The organism is Stenotrophomonas sp. GD04024, from assembly GCF_029837545.1.
GTDB lineage: Bacteria > Pseudomonadota > Gammaproteobacteria > Xanthomonadales > Xanthomonadaceae > Stenotrophomonas > Stenotrophomonas forensis.
In genome coordinates this window covers 1-18,211 of sequence record NZ_JAOEDV010000084.1, presented here as the reverse complement: position 1 = coordinate 18,211, position 18,211 = coordinate 1, and the positions used below count along the sequence as shown (strand labels likewise).

General features: G+C 67.3%; 15 protein-coding genes and 1 tRNA gene. 12 read left to right on the top strand and 4 right to left on the bottom strand.

Annotation, left to right across the window (positions count from 1 at the left end; genetic code table 11):
* Window positions 1-16: 16 nt before the first annotated feature.
* The 3 genes from N7590_RS18905 to gmk all read right to left on the bottom strand — a co-directional run bounded on the left by N7590_RS18905 (window position 17) and on the right by gmk (window position 3,360).
* Window positions 17-2,179 carry a bifunctional (p)ppGpp synthetase/guanosine-3',5'-bis(diphosphate) 3'-pyrophosphohydrolase gene (locus N7590_RS18905; RefSeq protein ID WP_006466563.1) on the bottom strand — a complete coding sequence of 721 codons (2,163 nt, stop codon included), beginning with the start codon at window positions 2,177-2,179 and terminating at the stop codon, window positions 17-19.
* A 105-nt stretch (window positions 2,180-2,284) separates the two neighbouring features.
* Window positions 2,285-2,584 (bottom strand): DNA-directed RNA polymerase subunit omega, encoded by a 300-nt coding sequence (rpoZ, locus tag N7590_RS18900; RefSeq protein ID WP_005410877.1) that lies wholly within the window; start codon window positions 2,582-2,584, stop codon window positions 2,285-2,287.
* Between the two features lie 110 nt (window positions 2,585-2,694).
* The gene (gmk, locus tag N7590_RS18895) at window positions 2,695-3,360 is read right to left on the bottom strand and encodes a guanylate kinase (protein WP_006466566.1); all 666 of its coding nucleotides are present in this window, start codon (window positions 3,358-3,360) and stop codon (window positions 2,695-2,697) included.
* A 293-nt stretch (window positions 3,361-3,653) separates the two neighbouring features.
* Here gmk and fdnG point away from each other — a divergent pair, with 293 nt between their 5' ends.
* The 8 genes from fdnG to selD all read left to right on the top strand — a co-directional run bounded on the left by fdnG (window position 3,654) and on the right by selD (window position 14,218).
* Window positions 3,654-6,722 (top strand): formate dehydrogenase-N subunit alpha, encoded by a 3,069-nt coding sequence (fdnG, locus tag N7590_RS18890; RefSeq protein ID WP_164242501.1) that lies wholly within the window; start codon window positions 3,654-3,656, stop codon window positions 6,720-6,722.
* Between the two features lie 10 nt (window positions 6,723-6,732).
* Window positions 6,733-7,650: a formate dehydrogenase subunit beta gene (gene fdxH / locus N7590_RS18885; protein ID WP_053450686.1), complete on the top strand. Its 918-nt coding sequence runs from the start codon at window positions 6,733-6,735 to the stop codon at window positions 7,648-7,650.
* Complete coding sequence (locus N7590_RS18880) at window positions 7,647-8,294, top strand: formate dehydrogenase subunit gamma (protein WP_049457379.1); 648 nt, start codon at window positions 7,647-7,649, stop codon at window positions 8,292-8,294. The genes fdxH and N7590_RS18880 overlap by 4 nt, the downstream gene beginning before the upstream one ends.
* 357 nt (window positions 8,295-8,651) lie before the next feature.
* Complete coding sequence (gene fdhE / locus N7590_RS18875) at window positions 8,652-9,635, top strand: formate dehydrogenase accessory protein FdhE (RefSeq protein WP_053450688.1); 984 nt, start codon at window positions 8,652-8,654, stop codon at window positions 9,633-9,635.
* Window positions 9,636-9,639: 4 nt separating this feature from the next.
* Window positions 9,640-11,064, top strand: coding sequence for an L-seryl-tRNA(Sec) selenium transferase (gene selA, locus N7590_RS18870; protein WP_164242500.1), 1,425 nt, complete (start codon window positions 9,640-9,642; stop codon window positions 11,062-11,064).
* The gene (gene selB / locus N7590_RS18865; RefSeq protein ID WP_164242499.1) at window positions 11,061-12,992 is read left to right on the top strand and encodes a selenocysteine-specific translation elongation factor; all 1,932 of its coding nucleotides are present in this window, start codon (window positions 11,061-11,063) and stop codon (window positions 12,990-12,992) included. Before selA ends, selB begins: the two co-directional genes overlap by 4 nt.
* A 24-nt stretch (window positions 12,993-13,016) precedes the next feature.
* Window positions 13,017-13,112, top strand: a tRNA-Sec gene (locus N7590_RS18860).
* Window positions 13,113-13,138: 26 nt separating this feature from the next.
* Window positions 13,139-14,218 (top strand): selenide, water dikinase SelD, encoded by a 1,080-nt coding sequence (gene selD / locus N7590_RS18855; protein ID WP_164242498.1) that lies wholly within the window; start codon window positions 13,139-13,141, stop codon window positions 14,216-14,218.
* Between the two features lie 42 nt (window positions 14,219-14,260).
* On the opposite strand, the gene N7590_RS18850 is transcribed toward selD, so the two are convergent.
* Window positions 14,261-15,121, bottom strand: a complete 861-nt coding sequence (locus tag N7590_RS18850) for a YicC/YloC family endoribonuclease (protein ID WP_164242497.1) — start codon at window positions 15,119-15,121, stop codon at window positions 14,261-14,263.
* 124 nt (window positions 15,122-15,245) lie between these two features.
* Here N7590_RS18850 and rph point away from each other — a divergent pair, with 124 nt between their 5' ends.
* The 4 genes from rph to hemW all read left to right on the top strand — a co-directional run.
* The gene (gene rph, locus N7590_RS18845) at window positions 15,246-15,971 is read left to right on the top strand and encodes a ribonuclease PH (RefSeq protein ID WP_008267511.1); all 726 of its coding nucleotides are present in this window, start codon (window positions 15,246-15,248) and stop codon (window positions 15,969-15,971) included.
* A complete protein-coding gene (locus N7590_RS18840) occupies window positions 15,968-16,357 on the top strand; it encodes a VOC family protein (protein ID WP_164242496.1) in 390 nt (129 codons plus the stop codon). The genes rph and N7590_RS18840 overlap by 4 nt, the downstream gene beginning before the upstream one ends.
* Complete coding sequence (gene rdgB, locus N7590_RS18835; protein ID WP_164242495.1) at window positions 16,354-16,950, top strand: RdgB/HAM1 family non-canonical purine NTP pyrophosphatase; 597 nt, start codon at window positions 16,354-16,356, stop codon at window positions 16,948-16,950. Before N7590_RS18840 ends, rdgB begins: the two co-directional genes overlap by 4 nt.
* 57 nt (window positions 16,951-17,007) lie before the next feature.
* Window positions 17,008-18,211: radical SAM family heme chaperone HemW (hemW, locus tag N7590_RS18830; RefSeq protein WP_279935791.1), on the top strand; the 1,204-nt coding region annotated here is incomplete at its 3' end.

The window sequence follows — 18,211 nt, the reverse complement described above, 5'->3', positions numbered from 1 at the left end:
CACGCATGGCGTGGATCTACTGACGGCGTACCGACTGCACGACCGACAGGCGGCGCAGGCGGCGCATCACTTCGGCCAGGTGGTTGCGGTCGCGCACCTGGATGTTGAAGGCCAGCACGGCGGCGTTGAAGTCGCGGTCCAGGTAGTCCACGCGCTCGATGTTGGAGTGGCTCTGCGCGATGGCGGCCGCCAGCTGCGCCAGCACACCGGTGCCGTTCTCCACTTCCACCACCAGCGAAGTGTCGTAGTCGCCGGAAACGGTGGTATCCCAGCCGATCGGCACCCAGCGCTCGGGCGACTTGCGCAGTTCAGCCAGGTTCGGGCAGTCCATGCGGTGCACCACGATGCCCTTGCCGGCGGTGTGGTAGCCCATGATCTCGTCGCCGGGAATCGGCTGGCAGCAGCCGGCGAAGGTGACCACGCCGCGCTCGCTGCCGTTGATCAGGATCTTTTCCTGCGAGTGGTGGCGCGAATGCGGGCCACCGCGCAGTTCGGCGTAGGCCATCAGTGCCTGCGCGGCCTGGGTCGGCATCCAGTTGCCCAGCGCGACTTCGGCCAGCAGGGCCTCCAGGCGCGGGAAGCGGTGCTCGGCCAGGAACGCGTCCAGGCGCCCCTTCGGCAGCCGCTCCAGCGAGGAGTCCATGGCTTCCAGCGCACGGTCGAGCATGCGATGGCCCAGCTGCACGGCGTCTTCGTGTTCCAGCTGCTTGAGCTGGTGACGGATGGCGGTGCGTGCCTTGCTGGTGACCACGAACTCCAGCCACTGCGGTTTCGGCGTGGCCGAGCGCGCGGTGATGATTTCCACCGACTGGCCCGACACCAGCTTGGTACGCAGCGGCACCAGCTTCTTGTCCACCCGCGAGGCCACCGCCATGTTGCCGACATCGGTATGGACGGCGTAGGCGAAATCGAGCGCGGTGGAGTTGCGCGGCAGGGCCAGGATCTTGCCCTTCGGGGTGAACAGGTAGACCTCGTCCGGGAACAGGTCGACCTTGACGTTGTCGAGGAACTCCAGCGAGGAACCGGCGGCGCGCTGCGAATCGATCAGCTCGACGATCCAGGCATGCGCACGGCTCTGCGCGCTGTTGGGCGAATCACCGCCGAACTTGTAGGTCCAGTGCGCGGCCACGCCGCGTTCGGCGATCAGGTCCATCTCTTCGGTGCGGATCTGCACTTCGATCGGCGAACCATAGGGCCCGAACAGCACGGTATGCAGCGACTGGTAACCGTTGGCCTTGGGAATGGCGATGAAATCGCGGAAGCGCCCATCCAGCGGCTTGAACGTGGCATGCACCGAACCCAGCGCGTGGTAACAGCTGGGTACGCTGCGCACGACCAGGCGGAAGCCGAACACGTCCATCACCTGGTCGAAGGATTTGTTCTCGTCGCGCATCTTGTTGTAGATGCTCCACGGGGTCTTGATGCGGCTGATCAGCCGATGCTCGATCCCTTCCTTGGCCAGGCGCTGCGACAGCTGCACTTCCACCTGCGCCATCGCTTCGCGGCGCACCACCGGCTGGCTGCGGATGTGCTTTTCGATGATCGCGTGGCGCCACGGATACAGCGCCTTGAACCCGAGGTTCTGCAGTTCGCTCTTGACCAGGCTCATGCCCAGGCGCTGGGCAATGGGTGCGTAGATCTCCAGCGTCTCGCGGGCGATGCGGCCACGTGCCTCACGGCTCTGCGCACCCAGCGTGCGCATGTTGTGCAGGCGGTCGGCCAGCTTGATCATGATCACGCGCAGGTCGCGCGACATTGCCAGCAACATCTTGCGGAAGCTCTCGGCGGCCGCTTCCTGGCGGTCGCGGAACTTCAGCTTGTCCAGCTTGGTCACGCCGTCGACCAGTTCGGCCACGGCTTCGCCGAACTCCGAGGCCAGTTCCTCGCGGGTCAGCGGGGTGTCTTCGATGGTGTCGTGCAGGATCGCGGCGATCAGTGCTTCCACGTCCAGGCCCAGCTCGGCCAGCACCTGGGCCACGGCCACCGGATGGGTGATATAGGGCTCGCCCGACTTGCGCGTCTGCCCAGCGTGCGCGGCGGATCCGACTTCCCAGGCACGGCGCAGCAGCGGCAGCTGCTCCGGCGGCAGGTAATGGGCGGCGCGTTCAAGCTGGAGGACGTAGTCGGGTACGGCGGCAGTGGCGGCTGCGGCGACCTTGGCAGTGGGGCCTGGGTTCATGCCCGAAGCCTATTCCAGCGCGACGTTTACGGCAAATCCTGAATGCGAAACAGCCCGCGCGGGGCGGGCTGTTCGGCTATCCAGCAATGACTCTGATCGATGTGATCAATCGTCGTTCTTGGACATGTCTTCGTCGGCGACCACTTCGGCGGCGGCCCACTCCAGCGCTTCGCGCTCGGCGCGCTCACGCTCGGCCTTCTCGACTTCGTCGATCAGCGCGTTGTCGATCTTGCGGGCGGCGATTTCGCGCAGCGCCAGCACGGTCGGCTTGTCCTCGGTCTCGCTGTTGTCCAGCGTGGCCTGCACGCCGTTGGCGAGCTGGCGGGCACGCTTGGAAGCCATCATGACCAGCTCGAAACGGTTGTTAACGACTTCCAGGCAATCTTCTACGGTGATGCGGGCCATACGGGCTCCCGGCGACCGGTCGGCCGCTCAGTCGAATGAGGGAAAGGGGACGGAGTGTACTGGCAGGGGCTGGACAAAATCAAGCCAACCCCCACCCTATTCTTTTGGAATCAGTCAGTTGCGCCCGGATCTGGGGTCAACAGGGCCTGGATCAGGCCGGCGTGGCGGACCTTCTGGGCCTCCCGGCGCAGGCGGCTGGCGGTGAAGATGGCGCACAGCTCGTCGACGGCGGTGTCGAACACCTCGTTGACGATCACGTAGTCGAACTCGTTGAAGTGCAGCATCTCGTCACGCGCCGCGCCCAGGCGCTGGGCGATGACCGCCTCGCTGTCCTGGCCGCGCTTGCGCATGCGGTCCTGCAACGCCTGCTTGGACGGCGGCAGGATGAACACGGTGACCGTGCCCGGCACCAGCTGGCGCACCTGCTGCGCGCCCTGCCAGTCGATTTCCAGCAGCACGTCCTGGCCGGCGGCCAGCTGCGGTTCCACCGACTGCCGGGCGGTGCCCTTCCAGTCGCCGTGCACCCAGGCATGCTCGAAGAAATCGCCGGCGGCGATCATCTGCTCGAACTTTTCGGCACTGACGAAGTGGTAGTGCTGGCCGTTCACTTCACCCGGGCGCATCGCACGCGAGGTGAAGGAAATCGACAGGGCGATCTGCGGATCACGCGCCAGCGTGGCGTTGACGATGCTGCTCTTGCCGGCGCCGGAAGGGGCGGCAACGATGTACAGCGTGCCGCGCGCGACGGCGTCCGACGAAGGTGACGGGGCGCTCATGCACGGAACCCAACTGGTTGATTTCGCAAAATTTTTCCTCGATGTTCCAGATCCGGCGCGGAGGATCGCGCCAGGACGGCGGAGGCTGCGCGGAACATCCTGGAACCAGGCCCGGCAGGCGGCTCCCCGGGGTGCGGGCACGCAACTTTACCAGAGCCGCCCCTTTTCGCGCCCCTTGGCGAGGCGGCCGGACCTTGTGCCACATGGGCATCCGGGGGCCTGTGCTATAACCGGGCCGTACCTACCGACAGCCGGGTGGTCTGCGTGCCGCCCCGCCATCCAAGGAGAACGGCATGCCCTCGATGAGTCGCCGCCAGTTCCTGAAGGTCACCGGGACAACCCTGGTGGGCTCCAGCCTGGCACTGATGGGCTTCGCGCCCGGCATCGCGCTCGCGGAGGTCCGGCAGTACAAGCTGACCCGCGCGACCGAGACCCGCAACACCTGTACGTACTGTTCGGTGGCCTGCGGCATCCTGATGTACAGCCTCGGCGATGGTGCCAAGAACGCCGAGCCGAGCATCTTCCATATCGAAGGCGACCCGGACCATCCGGTCAATCGCGGCACGCTGTGCCCGAAGGGTGCCGGCCTGGCCGACATCATTCACAGCAAGTCGCGCCTGCTCTACCCCGAGTACCGTGCACCGGGCTCGAACGAGTGGAAGCGGCTGAGCTGGGACGATGCGCTGGACCGCATCGCGCGGCTGATGAAGGAAGACCGCGACGCCAACTTCGTAGAGAAGAACGAGGCCGGGCAGACGGTCAACCGCTGGCTGACCACCGGCATGCTGGCGGCCTCGGCCACCAGCAATGAAACCGCGGTGCTGACCCACAAGGTCGTCCGCTCCCTCGGCATGTTGGCGTTCGACAACCAGGCACGTGTCTGACACGGCCCGACGGTGGCAGGTCTTGCCCCGACGCTAGGCCGTGGTGCGATGACGAATCATTGGGTCGACATCAAGAATGCCGACCTGATCCTGATCATGGGTGGCAACGCCGCCGAGGCGCACCCGTGCGGCTTCAAATGGGTGACCGAAGCCAAGGCACACAACAAGGCCCGCCTGATCGTGGTCGACCCGCGCTTCAACCGCTCGGCCGCTGTGGCCGACGTGTATGCGCCGATCCGTACCGGCACCGACATCGTGTTCCTGGGCGGCCTGATCAACTACCTGTTGACCGAGGACCGCATCCAGCACGAGTACGTGCTGAACTACACCGACATGTCGTTCCTGGTGAAGGACGAATTCGCCTTCAAGGACGGCCTGTATTCGGGCTACAACGAAGAGAAGCGCAGCTACGACCGTTCCAGCTGGGACTACGTCTACGGTGATGACGGCTTCGTGCGCAGCGACCCGACGCTGAAGGACCCGCGCTGCGTCTACACCCTGCTCAAGCAGCACTACGCGCGCTACACCGTGGAGATGGTCGAACGCATCTGCGGTACGCCGGCCGACAGCATCCGCCAGGTCTGGGACATGATCGCGTCCACCGCCGGCAAGGACAAGGCGATGACCATCCTGTACGCGCTGGGCTGGACGCAGCACTCGGTGGGCGCGCAGAACGTGCGTGCCGGCACCATGGTGCAGCTGCTGCTGGGCAACATCGGCGTGGCTGGTGGCGGCATGAACGCGCTGCGCGGACACTCCAACATCCAGGGCCTGACCGACATCGGCCTGATGTCCGACCTGCTGCCCGGCTACCTGACGTTGCCGAAACAGGACGAACAGGACTACGACGCCTACATCGCCAAGCGCACGCAGAAACCACTGCGCGCCAACCAGATGTCGTTCTGGCAGAACTATCCGAAGTTCCACGTCAGCCTGATGAAATCGTGGTGGGGCGACGCCGCCACCGCCGACAACAACTGGTGCTTCGATTACCTGCCCAAGCTCGACAAGCCGTACGACATGCTGCAGGCGTACGAGCTGATGAACGAAGGCAAGATCCACGGTTACATCTGCCAGGGCTTCAACCCGCTGGCCTCGGCGCCGAACAAGGGCAAGCTGATCAGCGCGTTCTCCAAGCTGAAGTTCATGGTCAGCATGGACCCGCTGGAAACCGAGACGATTGCCTTCTGGCAGAACCACGGCGCGCTGAACGACGTCGATCCCCGCGCCATCCAGACCGAAGTATTCCGCTTGCCAACCACCTCCTTCGCCGAGGAAAACGGCGCGGTGGTGAACTCCTCGCGCTGGCTGCAGTGGCACTGGAAGGGCGCCAACCCGCCGGGCGAAGCACGCAGCGACATCGAGATCATGTCCGAGCTGTTCCATCGCATCAAGGCGATGTACGAGAAGGACGGCGGCGCATGGTGGGAACCGGTGCGCGATCTGGCCTGGAAGTATTCCAACCCGGAGGTGCCGACGCCGGAAGAACTGGCGATGGAATACAACGGCAAGGCGCTGGCGGACGTGTTCGATCCCAAGGACCCGACCAAGCTGGTGCGCAAGGCCGGCGAGCAGCTGGCCGCGTTCGGCGACCTGCGCGACGATGGCAGCACCTCATCGGGCTGCTGGATCTACATCGGCGCCTGGGGCCCGACCGGCAACATGATGGCGCGGCGTGACAACAGCGACCCGACCGGCATCGGCAATACGCTGGGCTGGGCCTGGGCGTGGCCGGCCAACCGCCGCGTGATGTACAACCGCGCTTCGTGCGACGTGGCCGGCCAGCCGTTCGATCCCCGGCGCACGCTGCTGGCGTGGAACGGCAAGAACTGGGGCAGCGTGGACGTGCCCGACTTCAAGGCCGACGAAGATCCGGCCGGCGGCATGGGGCCGTTCATCATGAACCCGGAAGGCATCGCCCGCTTCTTCGCCAAGGCCGGCATGGCCGAGGGCCCGTTCCCGGAACACTACGAGCCGTTCGATACACCGCTGCGCAGCAACCCGCTCAGCCCCGGCCAGGCGCTGACGCTGAACAACCCGGCCGCGCGCGTGTTCGCCAGCGATCGCGCACAGATCGGTTCGCCGGATGAGTTCCCGCATGTGGCCACCACCTACCGCCTGACCGAGCATTTCCACTTCTGGACCAAGCACGGCAAGCTCAACGCCATCATCCAGCCCGAGCAGTTCGTCGAGATCGGCGCGGCCCTGGCCGACGAGCTGGGCATCAACAACGGCAGCCGCGTGCGGGTCAGTTCCAAGCGCGGCCACATCGAAGCGGTGGCGATGGTGACCAAGCGCATCAAGGCCCTGCAGATCGATGGCCGCACCGTGCACCAGGTGGGCGTGCCGATCCACTGGGGTTTCCTCGGTGCGGCCAAGCCCGGCTACATCGCCAATACGCTGACCAACGCCATCGGTGACGGCAACTCGCAGACGCCTGAATCGAAGTGCATCCTGGTCAAGGTCGAGAAGGTGTAGGAGACACGTCATGTCACTGCAATCGCTGGACATCATCCGCCGCTCGGCCACCACCACGCCCTCGCCGGAGGCGCGTGGTGCGCACACCGGCCAGGTCGCCAAGCTGATCGACGTAAGCAAGTGCATCGGCTGCAAGGCCTGCCAGGTCGCCTGCATGGAGTGGAACGACCTGCGCGACGAGGTCGGCAGCTGCGTCGGCAGCTATGACAACCCGCCCGACCTGAGTGAACAGTCGTGGACGGTGATGAAGTTCCGCGAGTACGAGGACGAGAAAGGCAAGCTGGAATGGCTGATCCGCAAGGAAGGCTGCATGCACTGCAGCGATCCGGGTTGCCTGAAGGCCTGCCCGTCGCCGGGTGCGATCATCCAGTACGCCAACGGCATCGTCGATTTCCAGGAAGAGAACTGCATCGGCTGCGGCTACTGCGTCACCGGCTGCCCGTTCGACGTCCCGCGCATTTCCAAGAAGGACCACAAGGCCTACAAGTGCACGCTGTGCTCGGACCGCGTGGCGGTGGGCCAGGAGCCGGCCTGCGTGAAGACCTGCCCGACCGGTGCGATCACCTTCGGCAGCAAGCAGGCCATGACCGAGCATGCCGCCGGCCGCGTAGAGGACCTCAAATCACGCGGCTACGAGAACGCCGGCCTGTATGACCCGCAGGGCGTCGGCGGCACCCATGTGATGTACGTGCTGCAGCACGTCGACAAGCCCGAACTGTACGCCGACCTGCCCAAGGATCCGCGCATCAGCCCGATGGTGGAAGTGTGGAAGGGCGTGGCCAAGCCGCTGGGCGTGCTGGCCATCGCCGCTACCGCCTTTGTCGGCTTCCTGCATTACATCGGTATCGGCCGCAACACGGTGAACGACGAGGAAGAGGAAGAGGCCGAGCACGAGGCGAAGAAGATCGAAGAGGAGCAGCGGCCATGAAGTACGCACCGCACCCGCGGCAGATCATCCGCTACCGCGCGCCGACCCGCATCAACCACTGGATCGTGGCGATCTGCTTCGTGCTGACCGCGCTGTCCGGGCTGGCGCTGTTCCACCCTGCCCTGTTTCCGTTGACCCAGCTGTTCGGCGGCGGGCCGTGGACGCGCATCCTGCACCCGTTCATCGGCCTGGCCATGGTGATCGGCTTCGCCTTGCTGGCCTTCCGCATGTGGCGCGACAACCTGCCCACTGCCGACGACCGCGCGTGGCTGCGCGGCATGCGCGATGTGCTGCGCAACGAGGACGAGAAGCTGCCGCCGGTGGGCCGCTTCAATGCCGGCCAGAAGTTGTTGTTCTGGGCCATCATCGGCTGCCTGTCGGCGCTGCTGCTGACCGGCTTCGTGATCTGGCGGCAGTACTTCAGCCACTTCTTCCCGATCGGGGTGATCCGCTTCTCGGTGCTGGCCCATGCGCTGTTCGGCTGGGTGCTGGTGTGCGCGATCGTGGTGCATATCTATGCGGCGATCTGGATCAAGGGTTCGGTGCGGGCGATGACCCAGGGCAAGGTGACCTATGGGTGGGCGTACAAGCATCATCGGCAGTGGTTCCGGGACATCCTGCGCGGGCGGCGGGAACAGGGGTAGCGGCAGGGCCTGCGGCCCTGCACCCGCTGCAAGCCACAGCAACAGCGGCTCTCCGTGGGATGGCGGGGCACTGTGGGTGTGCGGGGACGCCGTAAACCCGTCCCTGGGGGCTTGGCCGCGGCATCCATGCCGCGGACACCCCGCAAACCCACAGTGCCCCGCCTTCGACAGTTTCCCGCTGCTGTTGGTTTTCCGCTGCTGTTGGTGGGTGTCGACCTTGGTCGACACACTGAACACGGCAATGATCGGAACCGGCTTTTGTAGAGTCGAGCCATGCTCGACTGCGTTGCCTGAACACGCTGGACGCCAGCGCCGACAACGGCGAGGATGGAGGCTGGTTCTTCCGGCTGGCCCTGCATGGCGCAACGCATCCTTGAACCCGGTGAAATCGAGACGCTGGCCTCGCGCGATGTTCCGCGCATCATCCTGCCCGATACCGCGTCGCTGTTTGCCGGACGTGCGGCGCGATTGCGCAGCCTGGCTGCGCACAGCGCCATCGGCGGCTATCTGCAGCTGCTGGCGGCCCTGGCCGATGCGCAGCAGTCGCTGCTGGACGAGTTGACGCCGCAGCAACGCGAGACCCTGCAGGCGCAGGCGCGTTCCCAGCAATCGAGTGCAGCAGCCGGCGCTGGGATGCCGTTGCGGCCGGCCAACACGCTGCAGCTGGATGGGCACTGGCGCGACTGGTTGCGCACCTTGTGCCGGCACTGTGCCGATGAGGCCGGGCTGCCGGCGGAAACCCGGCAGGAACTGCAGCGCGTTGCCGCTGCCGATGACGCATGGCTCGATGCACAGGCGCATGCGGTGCTGGAGCGTGATGACGCGCCTTCGCTGGATGCGGTGGCTGCACTGCTGGTGATGAACGCGCTGCAGGTGTACTGGGCGGTGCTGGCCGACAGCTTCCGCCCCACCGACCTGAAACCGCTGGCCGATGCGCCGGGGCTGTGCCCGTTGTGCGGCACCCTGCCGGTGGCCAGCGTGGTGCAGGCACGGCCGCCCTACGCCTCCTACCGTTATCTTTCGTGCTCGCTGTGTGCCTGCCAGTGGCACTACGTGCGCGTGCAGTGCAGCCAGTGCGGCGCCGCCGGCAAGGACATTGCCTACCGCGCCCTGGCCGATGTGGACGGCGACAGCGGCGAAGCCGTACGTGAAAGCGCCGTGCGAGCGGAGACCTGCGACCACTGCCACAGCTACCGCAAGATCCTCTATCTGGAAAAGGATCCGGCACTGGAACCGGTCGCTGATGATCTCGGCACGCTGTCGCTGGACCTGCTGCTGGGCGAGGAAGGCTACGCGCGTGCCAGCCAGAATCCGCTGCTGTGGCAATCCGACGGCGATTGAGCCAATGACAGCCACGCCCCCCACCCTGGCATCGGCCGCTGCCCTGCCCTCGCTGGACCGGCTGCTGCGCCTGCCTGCGCTGGCGGCGTTGATCGAAGGCCACGGTCGCAGCCGCATCACCCAGCTGCTGCGCGCACATCTGCAGGCGCTGCGTGAACGCATCAGTGCAGCGCAGCTCTCGGCCGAGCAGTTGCACCAGGCCATTGAAGGCCCGGCACTGGTCGCGGCGCTCGACGCCGCACTCACCGCCGATGCACGGCTGGACCTGCAGCCGATGTTCAACCTCACCGGCACCGTGCTGCACACCAACCTCGGCCGCGCCCTGTTGCCCGAAGCCGCCGTGCACGCGGCCACCCGCGCGATGACCGCGCCGGTCGACCTGGAATTCGACATCAGCCGCGGCCGCCGCGGCGACCGCGATGCACGGGTGCGGGCGCTGGTCTGCGAGCTGACCGGCGCCGAAGCCGCCACCGTGGTCAACAACAATGCAGCGGCGGTCCTGCTGCTGCTCAACAGCCTGGCCAACCGCCGCGAGGTGGTGGTCTCACGCGGCGAGCTGGTCGAGATTGGCGGCGCCTTCCGCATTCCTGATGTGATGCGTAGCGCCGGGGCGCGCCTGCTGGAAGTAGGCACCACCAACCGCACCCACCCGGCCGATTTCACCCATGCCATCGGCGCCCGCACCGCGTTGCTGATGGAGGTGCATGCCAGCAACTACGCGATCACGGGTTTCACCGCCAAGGTCGATACCGCGGCGATGGCCGCCATCGCGCACCAGCATGGGTTGCCGCTGGCAGTGGACCTGGGCAGTGGCAGCCTGTGTGATCTGGCCACCTTCGGCCTGCCGCACGAGCCGACCGTGCAGGACGCACTTGCCGCCGGTGCGGACCTGGTTTCATTCAGTGGCGACAAGCTGCTGGGCGGGCCGCAGGCCGGCATCATCGCCGGCCGCGCCGACCTGATTGCGCGGATCAACCGCAACCCGCTCAAGCGGGCACTGCGCATGGACAAGATGGGCCTGGCCGCACTGGAAGCGGTGCTGGCCCTGTACCGCGAACCGGAGTACCTGGCGCAACGGTTGCCAACGCTGCGAACGCTGACGCGCACGCAGCAGGACATCGATGCACAGGCACAGCGCCTGCTGCCGGCCATGCGTTCCGCGCTGGCGACCGACTGCACCCTTGAACGCGCATCGATGCACAGCCAGATCGGCAGCGGCGCGCAACCGCAGGCCCAGCTGGCCAGCGCCGGGCTGCGGGTCACATCGGCCCGTCGTGGTGGTCTGGATCGCCTGGCCAAGCGCCTGCGCCAGCTGCCCCGGCCGGTGTTGGGCCGCATCGCCGATGACGCGCTGTGGCTGGACCTGCGCTGCCTGGAACCTGCCGACGAAGCGGACTTCCTCACCCAATGGAGCACGCTGCAGGCATGATCGTCGGCACCGCCGGGCATATCGACCATGGCAAGACGAGCCTGGTACGCGCACTGACCGGCATCGAGACCGATCGCCTGCAGGAAGAACGCACGCGCGGCATCTCCATCGAGCTGGGTTACGCGTACGTGCCCCTTGAAGGCACCGACGCGCAGGGCCCCGCCTCAACGCTGGGCTTCGTGGATGTGCCGGGCCACGAACGCTTCGTGCACACGATGGTGGCCGGCGCCACCGGCATCGACGTCGCCCTGCTGGTGGTCGCTGCCGACGATGGGGTGATGCCGCAGACCCGCGAGCACCTGGCGATCCTGCAGTTGCTGGGCGTGGATCGCGGCGTGGTGGCACTGACCAAGATCGACCGCGTGGATGCCGCGCGCATCGCCCGGGTCGAGATCGAGATCGCCGCGCTGCTGGCCGGCACGCCGCTGCAGGATTCCCCTGTGTTTGTTTGCAACAGCACCGCACCCGATGATGCAGGCATCAACGCGTTGCGCGCCCACCTGCACGCATGGGCCGCGAGCGATGCCAACGCGCGCCGGGACGCGCTGCGCCGTGAGCTGTTCCGCATGCCGGTGGACCGCGTGTTCTCGCTGGCCGGGCACGGCACGCTGGTGACCGGCGCGGTGCACGGCGGCATCGCCGCGGCAGGCGAACACCTGCAGCTGATGCCGGCTGCCACCGACGTGCGCGTGCGCAGCATCCATGCGCAGAACCAGGCCAGCGAGCATGCGATGGCCGGTCAGCGCTGCGCACTGAACCTGGCGGCCATCGCCCGCGACGACATCAACCGTGGCGACTGGATTGCCGATCCGCGTGCGATGCGGGCCACCACCCGGGTCGACGTGCGCCTGCGGCTTTCCGCGCTGGCGCCGCCGCTGCGCGACCGGGCGCCCCTGCACATCCACTGGGGCACGATGCACCGGCAGGCCCATGTTGTGCTGCTGGAGGATCATGACCACGGCAACGGGCAGCTCGTGCAGCTGGTGTTCGATGTACCGGTCTGCGCGATGTGCGGCGACCGTTTCATCGCCCGCGACTCGGCGGCCACCCATACGTTGGGAGGCGGCATCGTGCTTGACCCGGAGCCGCCGCAACGGCGACGGCGCAGCCCGGGCCGGCTTGCGTGGCTGGCGGCGCTGGAGCAACTGGCGGCGGGCGCCGGGCCTGGCCCGCTGCTGCAACAGGCCCCTGCCGGCATTCCCGCCACTGCCCTGCAGCGCTACTGCCGACGCGCCTGCAACCAGATCGACCTGCCCGCCGACGCGCGGCGCATCAACACCCGCGATGACACGGTGATCATCCTCACCTCGCACTGGCAGGCGCTTGGCGAGCAGGTGATCACCTCGCTACGGGGTTGGCACCAGCGACGACCGGACGAACCCGGTGTCGACAGCGGACGCTTGCAGCGCAGCACCCTTCCTGCGCTGGCGACCGGCCTGTGGAATGCGCTACTGCAGGATCTGCTCGACCACGGCAACGTGCAGCGAGTGGGGGCATGGTGGCGCCTGCCCGGCCACGACCACGCACCACCGGAGCGCGAACGCCAGCTACTCGAACACGTGCTGCCGCAGCTGCATACCGGCGGTTTCGATCCGCCATGGGTGCGTACCCTGGCCGACGGGCTTGGCCTCGCCGAGGACGACGTCCGCGCCATCCTGCGCAGGGCGGCAGCGCGCGGCGAACTGTTCCAGGTGGTACCGGACCTGTTCTATGCACCGGCCCGCATCGCCGAACTCGCTGCGATCATCGTGCAGCTGTCACAGGCCACGGGCACCGTGGATGCGGCCGCCTTCCGCGATGCCATCGGCCTGGGCCGCAAGCGCAGCATCCAGATCTTGGAGTTCTTCAATCGCGTTGGCTACACTCGACGCGTCGGTGACCAGCATCGGCCGCGCGGCGATCTGCAATGGAACGCCCCCCACGGTTGAGCGCACCGGCATCACCGTACTTTCGGAAGGCATGCGCATCCGGGCATGCGGCTGGGCTTCAAACCCAGTAGGGGGCGTCGATCGTTCCCTGGTAGGTTCGACTCCTGCTGCCTTCCGCCATTGGTGTTTCCGCAGGAGATGTCGGCATGGCCACGCACGCGCAGTCCCCCGCCCCTTCACCCGCCGATGCCCCGCAACGCCTGACCTCACTGGCCCATGGTGGCGGCTGCGGCTGCAAGATCGCGCCGGGGGTGCTTTCCGAGCTGCTGCGTGGAATTCCGGCGCTTCCCGCGCCGGCCGAACTGCTGGTCGGGCGTGAGACCAGCGACGACGCGGCGGTGTATCGCCTCGATGATCGCCAGGCGATCGTCGCCACCACCGATTTCTTCATGCCGATCGTCGACGATCCGTTCGACTTCGGCCGCATCGCTGCGACCAACGCGCTGTCTGACCTGTATGCGATGGGCGCGCGGCCACTGTTCGCGCTGGCCATCGTCGGCATGCCGATCAACGTGCTGCCACAGGACACCATCCGCGGCATCCTGCAAGGTGGTGAACGCGCCTGCGCCGCTGCCGGCATCGTGGTTGCCGGCGGCCACAGCATCGATTCGGTGGAGCCCATCTACGGCCTGGCCGCGATCGGCGTGCTCGATCCACAGCGGCTCAAGCGCAATGCCGATGCCCGCGCCGGCGATGTGCTGGTGCTGGGCAAGCCATTGGGTGTGGGCGTGTATTCGTCGGCGCTGAAGAAGGAACTGCTCGATGCCGACGGCTACCGGCAGATGGTCCAGTCAACCACCCGCCTGAACAGCGTCGGCGTGCCGCTGGCCGCATTGGACGGCGTGCACGCGATGACCGACGTCACCGGTTTCGGCCTGCTTGGCCACCTGCTGGAAGTGTGCCGCGCCAGCGGCGTCGCCGCCGAGGTGGACAGCACACAGGTGCCGCTGCTGCCACAGGCGCTGGACCTGCTGCAGCGGGGTTGCGTGACCGGCGCATCCAGCCGCAACTGGGCCTCGTATGGCGCCGAGGTGCGCTTCGCCGCGGGCATGGCGGCGCACTGGCAGCCACTGCTGACCGATCCGCAGACCAGTGGTGGCCTGCTGGTGTCGTGCGCGCCGGAAGCGGTGGATGCGGTGCTGGCCTGTTTCCACGATGCGGGGTTCGCCCAGGCAGCCGTGGTGGGCCGCCTGAACGCGGGAGCGCCGGGCGTTAGCGTGGTCTGAATGCCGGACCGAAGAAGGGCGCCCGAAGGCGCCCCTGCCGTCTCACTCGATGTTCTGCACCTGCTCGCGGATCTGGTCGATCAGCACCTTCAGTTCCACCGCGGCATTGGACGTACGGCTGTCCACCGACTTCGAGCCCAGCGTGTTGGCTTCGCGGTTGAACTCCTGCAGCAGGAAGTCCAGGCGGCGACCGACCGGCTCGCGCTGCTTGAGCACGCGACGGATCTCGACGATGTGGCTGCCCAGGCGGTCCAGTTCCTCATCCACGTCCAGCTTCTGCAGCCACAGCACCAGTTCCTGCTCGGCGCGGCCGGGGTCGACCGGGTGCGGCAGATCGGCCAGCCGTGCGGCCAGCTTGGCGCGCTGGCCGTCGCGAATGGCCGGAATCAAGCTGCGCACTTCGGCGGCGATACGCTCGATGCCATCCACGCGCTCGGCAATCGCGGTAGACAGCTTGTCGCCTTCACGCTCACGGGCGGCAACGAAGCCGTCCAGCACCTGGTCCAGCAGCGACAGCGCCTCGGCCTGCAACGCTGGCGCGTCGGTGGCCTCGCCCTGGGTCACGCCCGGCAGCTGCAGCAGTTCAGTGAAGCTGACCTGCAGGTTGGGGAAATCGGAGGTCAGCCGGTGTGCCAGCTGGCCCAGCTGCCCCAGCAGCACCTCATTGACCTGCAGGCTGCCCGCCGCTTCCGGCGCGCGCAGGCGCATCACCAGATCCAGCTTGCCGCGGCTCAGGCGCGCTGCAATGCGTTCACGCAGCTGCGGCTCCAGCGCCCGCAGTTCCTCGGGCAGGCGGGTGCCGACCTCCAGGAAGCGGTGGTTGACCGAGCGCAGCTCGCAGCCCAGCGTGCCCCACGGGGTGACCCGCTCGCCGCCGGCATAGGCGGTCATGCTTCGAATCATGGATTGTGTCCGGTGCGTGCAAAGGGGGAATGGTACCCTAGCGCCCTCACCAGAGCCCCCTTGCCCGCCCCGTGAAGGCCGCGGGCGTGGCGGCGTACTCCCACGCCATTACGGAACCCGCATCATGTCCGATTCCCGCCCCAGCGGCCGCCAGCCCGACCAGCTCCGCCCGGTCGTCATCCAACGCGGCTTCACCCGCCACGCCGAAGGTTCGGTGCTGGTGTGCTTCGGTGAAACCCGCGTGCTGTGCACCGCCAGTGTCGAGAACCGCGTGCCGGGCTTCCTGCGCGGCAAGGGCGAAGGCTGGGTGACCGCCGAGTACGGCATGCTGCCGCGTGCCACCCACACCCGCAGCGACCGCGAAGCGGCGCGTGGCAAGCAGGGCGGCCGCACGCTGGAGATCCAGCGCCTGATCGGCCGCAGCCTGCGTGCCTGCGTGGACCGCAACGCGCTGGGCGAGCGCACCATCACCCTCGACTGCGACGTGCTGCAGGCCGACGGTGGCACCCGCACCGCCGCCATCACCGGCGCCTACGTGGCCCTGGTCGATGCAGTGAACGTGCTGATGAAGCGCGGCGACATCAAGCGCAACCCGATCCTGGGCGCGGTCGCGGCCGTGTCGGTGGGCGTGTACCGCGGCACCCCGGTGCTGGACCTGGACTACGCCGAAGACAGCGACTGCGACACCGACATGAACGTGGTGATGAACGACGGTGGCGGTTTCATCGAACTGCAGGGCACCGCCGAAGGCCATGCCTTCCGCCGCGATGAACTGGACGCGCTGCTGGGCCTGGCCGAGAAGGGCGTGCGCGAACTGCTGGCCGCGCAGCAGGCGGCGCTGTCGGCATGAACCGGCGCCTTGCCCTGAGCACCCTCGTGGTGGCCGATTACGACGAAGCCATCGCCTGGTACACCGGCAAGCTCGGCTTCTCGCTGCTGGAAGACATCGACCAGGGCAGCAAGCGCTGGGTGGTGGTCGGGCCGACCGACGGCAGCGCCGCCGCCCTGCTGCTGGCCCGCGCCAGCAACGAGGAACAGCGCAGCCGCATCGGCAACCAGACCGGTGGCCGGGTCGCCTTCTTCCTCAACACCGACGACTTCCACCGCGACCACGCGGCGATGCTGGCCGCCGGGGTCGAATTCCTGGAAGCACCGCGCGAAGAAGCCTATGCAACGGTCGCGGTGTTCCGCGATCTGTATGGCAATACCTGGGACCTGCTGGAGCCGCGTCAATGAAGAAACTGGTACTGGCCAGCCACAACGCCGGCAAGCTTGTGGAGATGCAGGAGATCCTCGCCGACCTGCCGTTGCAGATCACCTCGGCCGCCGAGCTGGGCCTGGGCGACGTGGAAGAGACCGGCCTGACCTTCGTCGAGAACGCGCTGCTGAAGGCGCGCGCGGCCTGCGAAGCGACCGGCCTGCCGGCGCTGGCCGATGATTCGGGCCTGATCGTCGATGCCCTCGGCGGTGCACCGGGCCTGTACAGCGCGCGCTATGCCGGCAAGCCGACCAATGCCGCGGCCAACAACGCCAAGCTGCTGGACGCGATGGCTGAAGTGCCCGACGGCCAGCGCAGTGCCCGCTTCTATGCGGTGATCGTGCTGCTGCGCCATGCCACCGACCCGCAGCCACTGATCTGCGAGGGCCGCTGGGAAGGACAGATCACCCGCGAACCGCGCGGCAGCAACGGCTTCGGCTACAACCCGGTGTTCCTGGATACCACCCACGGCCTGACCGCCGCGGAGATGGAAACGGCCCTGAAGAACGCCATCAGCCATCGCGCCCTCGCCCTGCAGCAGCTCAAGCAGCAGCTGGCCACGCTGTATTGATGCGTTCCTGATTACCCAAGGGAAGCCGGCCAACGGCCGGCACTACCGATGAAGCCCATGCCGCACGCCCACGACCACTGCAACCACCTGCCCGGCGAAACCTGCCCGGGCGACCACGACACTCCGCCGCGCCTGGTGCCGCCGCCGTTGTCGCTGTACGTGCACCTGCCGTGGTGCGTGCGCAAATGCCCCTACTGCGACTTCAACTCGCACCAGGCCAAGGGCGAGCTGCCGTTCGATGCCTACATCGACGCGCTGCTGCGCGACCTGGACCAGGACCTGCCGCTGGTCTGGGGACGGGTGGTGCACAGCGTGTTCTTCGGTGGCGGCACGCCCAGCCTGTTCCCGCCGGAAGCGATCGACCGCTTCCTGCAGCAGGCCAGCGCGCGCCTGCGCTTCGCGCCCAATGCCGAGATCACCCTGGAAACCAACCCGGGCACCGCCGAACACGGCCGCTTCGACCGCTACCGCGCGGCCGGCGTGAACCGCCTCAGCTTCGGCATCCAGAGTTTCGACGACGCGATGCTCAAGCGCCTGGGCCGCATCCACGACAGTGGCGAGGCCGAGCGCGCGGTGAAGATGGCGCAGGACGCGGGCTACGACAATTTCAACATCGACCTGATGTACGCGCTGCCGGAACAGACCCTGGCCGGCGCCGAGGCCGATCTTGAACGCGCCTTCGCACTGCAGCCGGCGCACATCTCGCACTACCAGCTGACCCTGGAACCGAACACGGTGTTCTTCGCACGGCCGCCGCAGGGCATTCCCGATGAGGACAACGCCTGGGACATGCAGGAACACTGCCAGGCCCTGCTGGCACAGGCCGGCTTTGGCCAGTACGAGGTCAGCGCCTATGCGCGCCCCGGCCGGCAGAGTGCGCACAACCTGAACTACTGGCGCTTCGGCGACTACCTGGGCATCGGCGCCGGCGCGCACGGCAAGATCAGTTCCGGTGCCGAGGAGCACGTACTGCGACGCTGGAAACTGAAACATCCGCAGGCCTACCTCGACAGCGCGGGCACCCCCGCCTCGTTCGGCGGCGACGATGTCATCGCCCCCGGGCGGCTGCCGTTCGAGTACATGCTGAACCTGCTGCGCCTGCACGAAGGTTTCAGCCTGCGCGATTTCGAGTCGCGCACCGGCCTGCCGCGCAGCGTGCTGGACGCACCGCTGGCCGACGCCGTGCAGCGCGGCTGGCTGCACATGGCGGACGGCCACGTGCAGCCAACCGAGCTGGGCCGCCGCTTCACCAACGATGTGG

What these genes read in the sequence shown, in the direction of transcription:
- N7590_RS18905 (WP_006466563.1), bottom strand. Translation starts at nt 2,179, where the DNA reads ATGAACCCAGGCCCCACTGCCAAGGTCGCCGCAGCCGCCACTGCCGCC.
- rpoZ (WP_005410877.1), bottom strand. Translation starts at nt 2,584, where the DNA reads ATGGCCCGCATCACCGTAGAAGATTGCCTGGAAGTCGTTAACAACCGT.
- gmk (WP_006466566.1), bottom strand. Translation starts at nt 3,360, where the DNA reads ATGAGCGCCCCGTCACCTTCGTCGGACGCCGTCGCGCGCGGCACGCTG.
- fdxH (WP_053450686.1), top strand. Translation starts at nt 6,733, where the DNA reads ATGTCACTGCAATCGCTGGACATCATCCGCCGCTCGGCCACCACCACG.
- N7590_RS18880 (WP_049457379.1), top strand. Translation starts at nt 7,647, where the DNA reads ATGAAGTACGCACCGCACCCGCGGCAGATCATCCGCTACCGCGCGCCG.
- fdhE (WP_053450688.1), top strand. Translation starts at nt 8,652, where the DNA reads ATGGCGCAACGCATCCTTGAACCCGGTGAAATCGAGACGCTGGCCTCG.
- selA (WP_164242500.1), top strand. Translation starts at nt 9,640, where the DNA reads ATGACAGCCACGCCCCCCACCCTGGCATCGGCCGCTGCCCTGCCCTCG.
- selB (WP_164242499.1), top strand. Translation starts at nt 11,061, where the DNA reads ATGATCGTCGGCACCGCCGGGCATATCGACCATGGCAAGACGAGCCTG.
- selD (WP_164242498.1), top strand. Translation starts at nt 13,139, where the DNA reads ATGGCCACGCACGCGCAGTCCCCCGCCCCTTCACCCGCCGATGCCCCG.
- N7590_RS18850 (WP_164242497.1), bottom strand. Translation starts at nt 15,121, where the DNA reads ATGATTCGAAGCATGACCGCCTATGCCGGCGGCGAGCGGGTCACCCCG.
- rph (WP_008267511.1), top strand. Translation starts at nt 15,246, where the DNA reads ATGTCCGATTCCCGCCCCAGCGGCCGCCAGCCCGACCAGCTCCGCCCG.
- N7590_RS18840 (WP_164242496.1), top strand. Translation starts at nt 15,968, where the DNA reads ATGAACCGGCGCCTTGCCCTGAGCACCCTCGTGGTGGCCGATTACGAC.
- rdgB (WP_164242495.1), top strand. Translation starts at nt 16,354, where the DNA reads ATGAAGAAACTGGTACTGGCCAGCCACAACGCCGGCAAGCTTGTGGAG.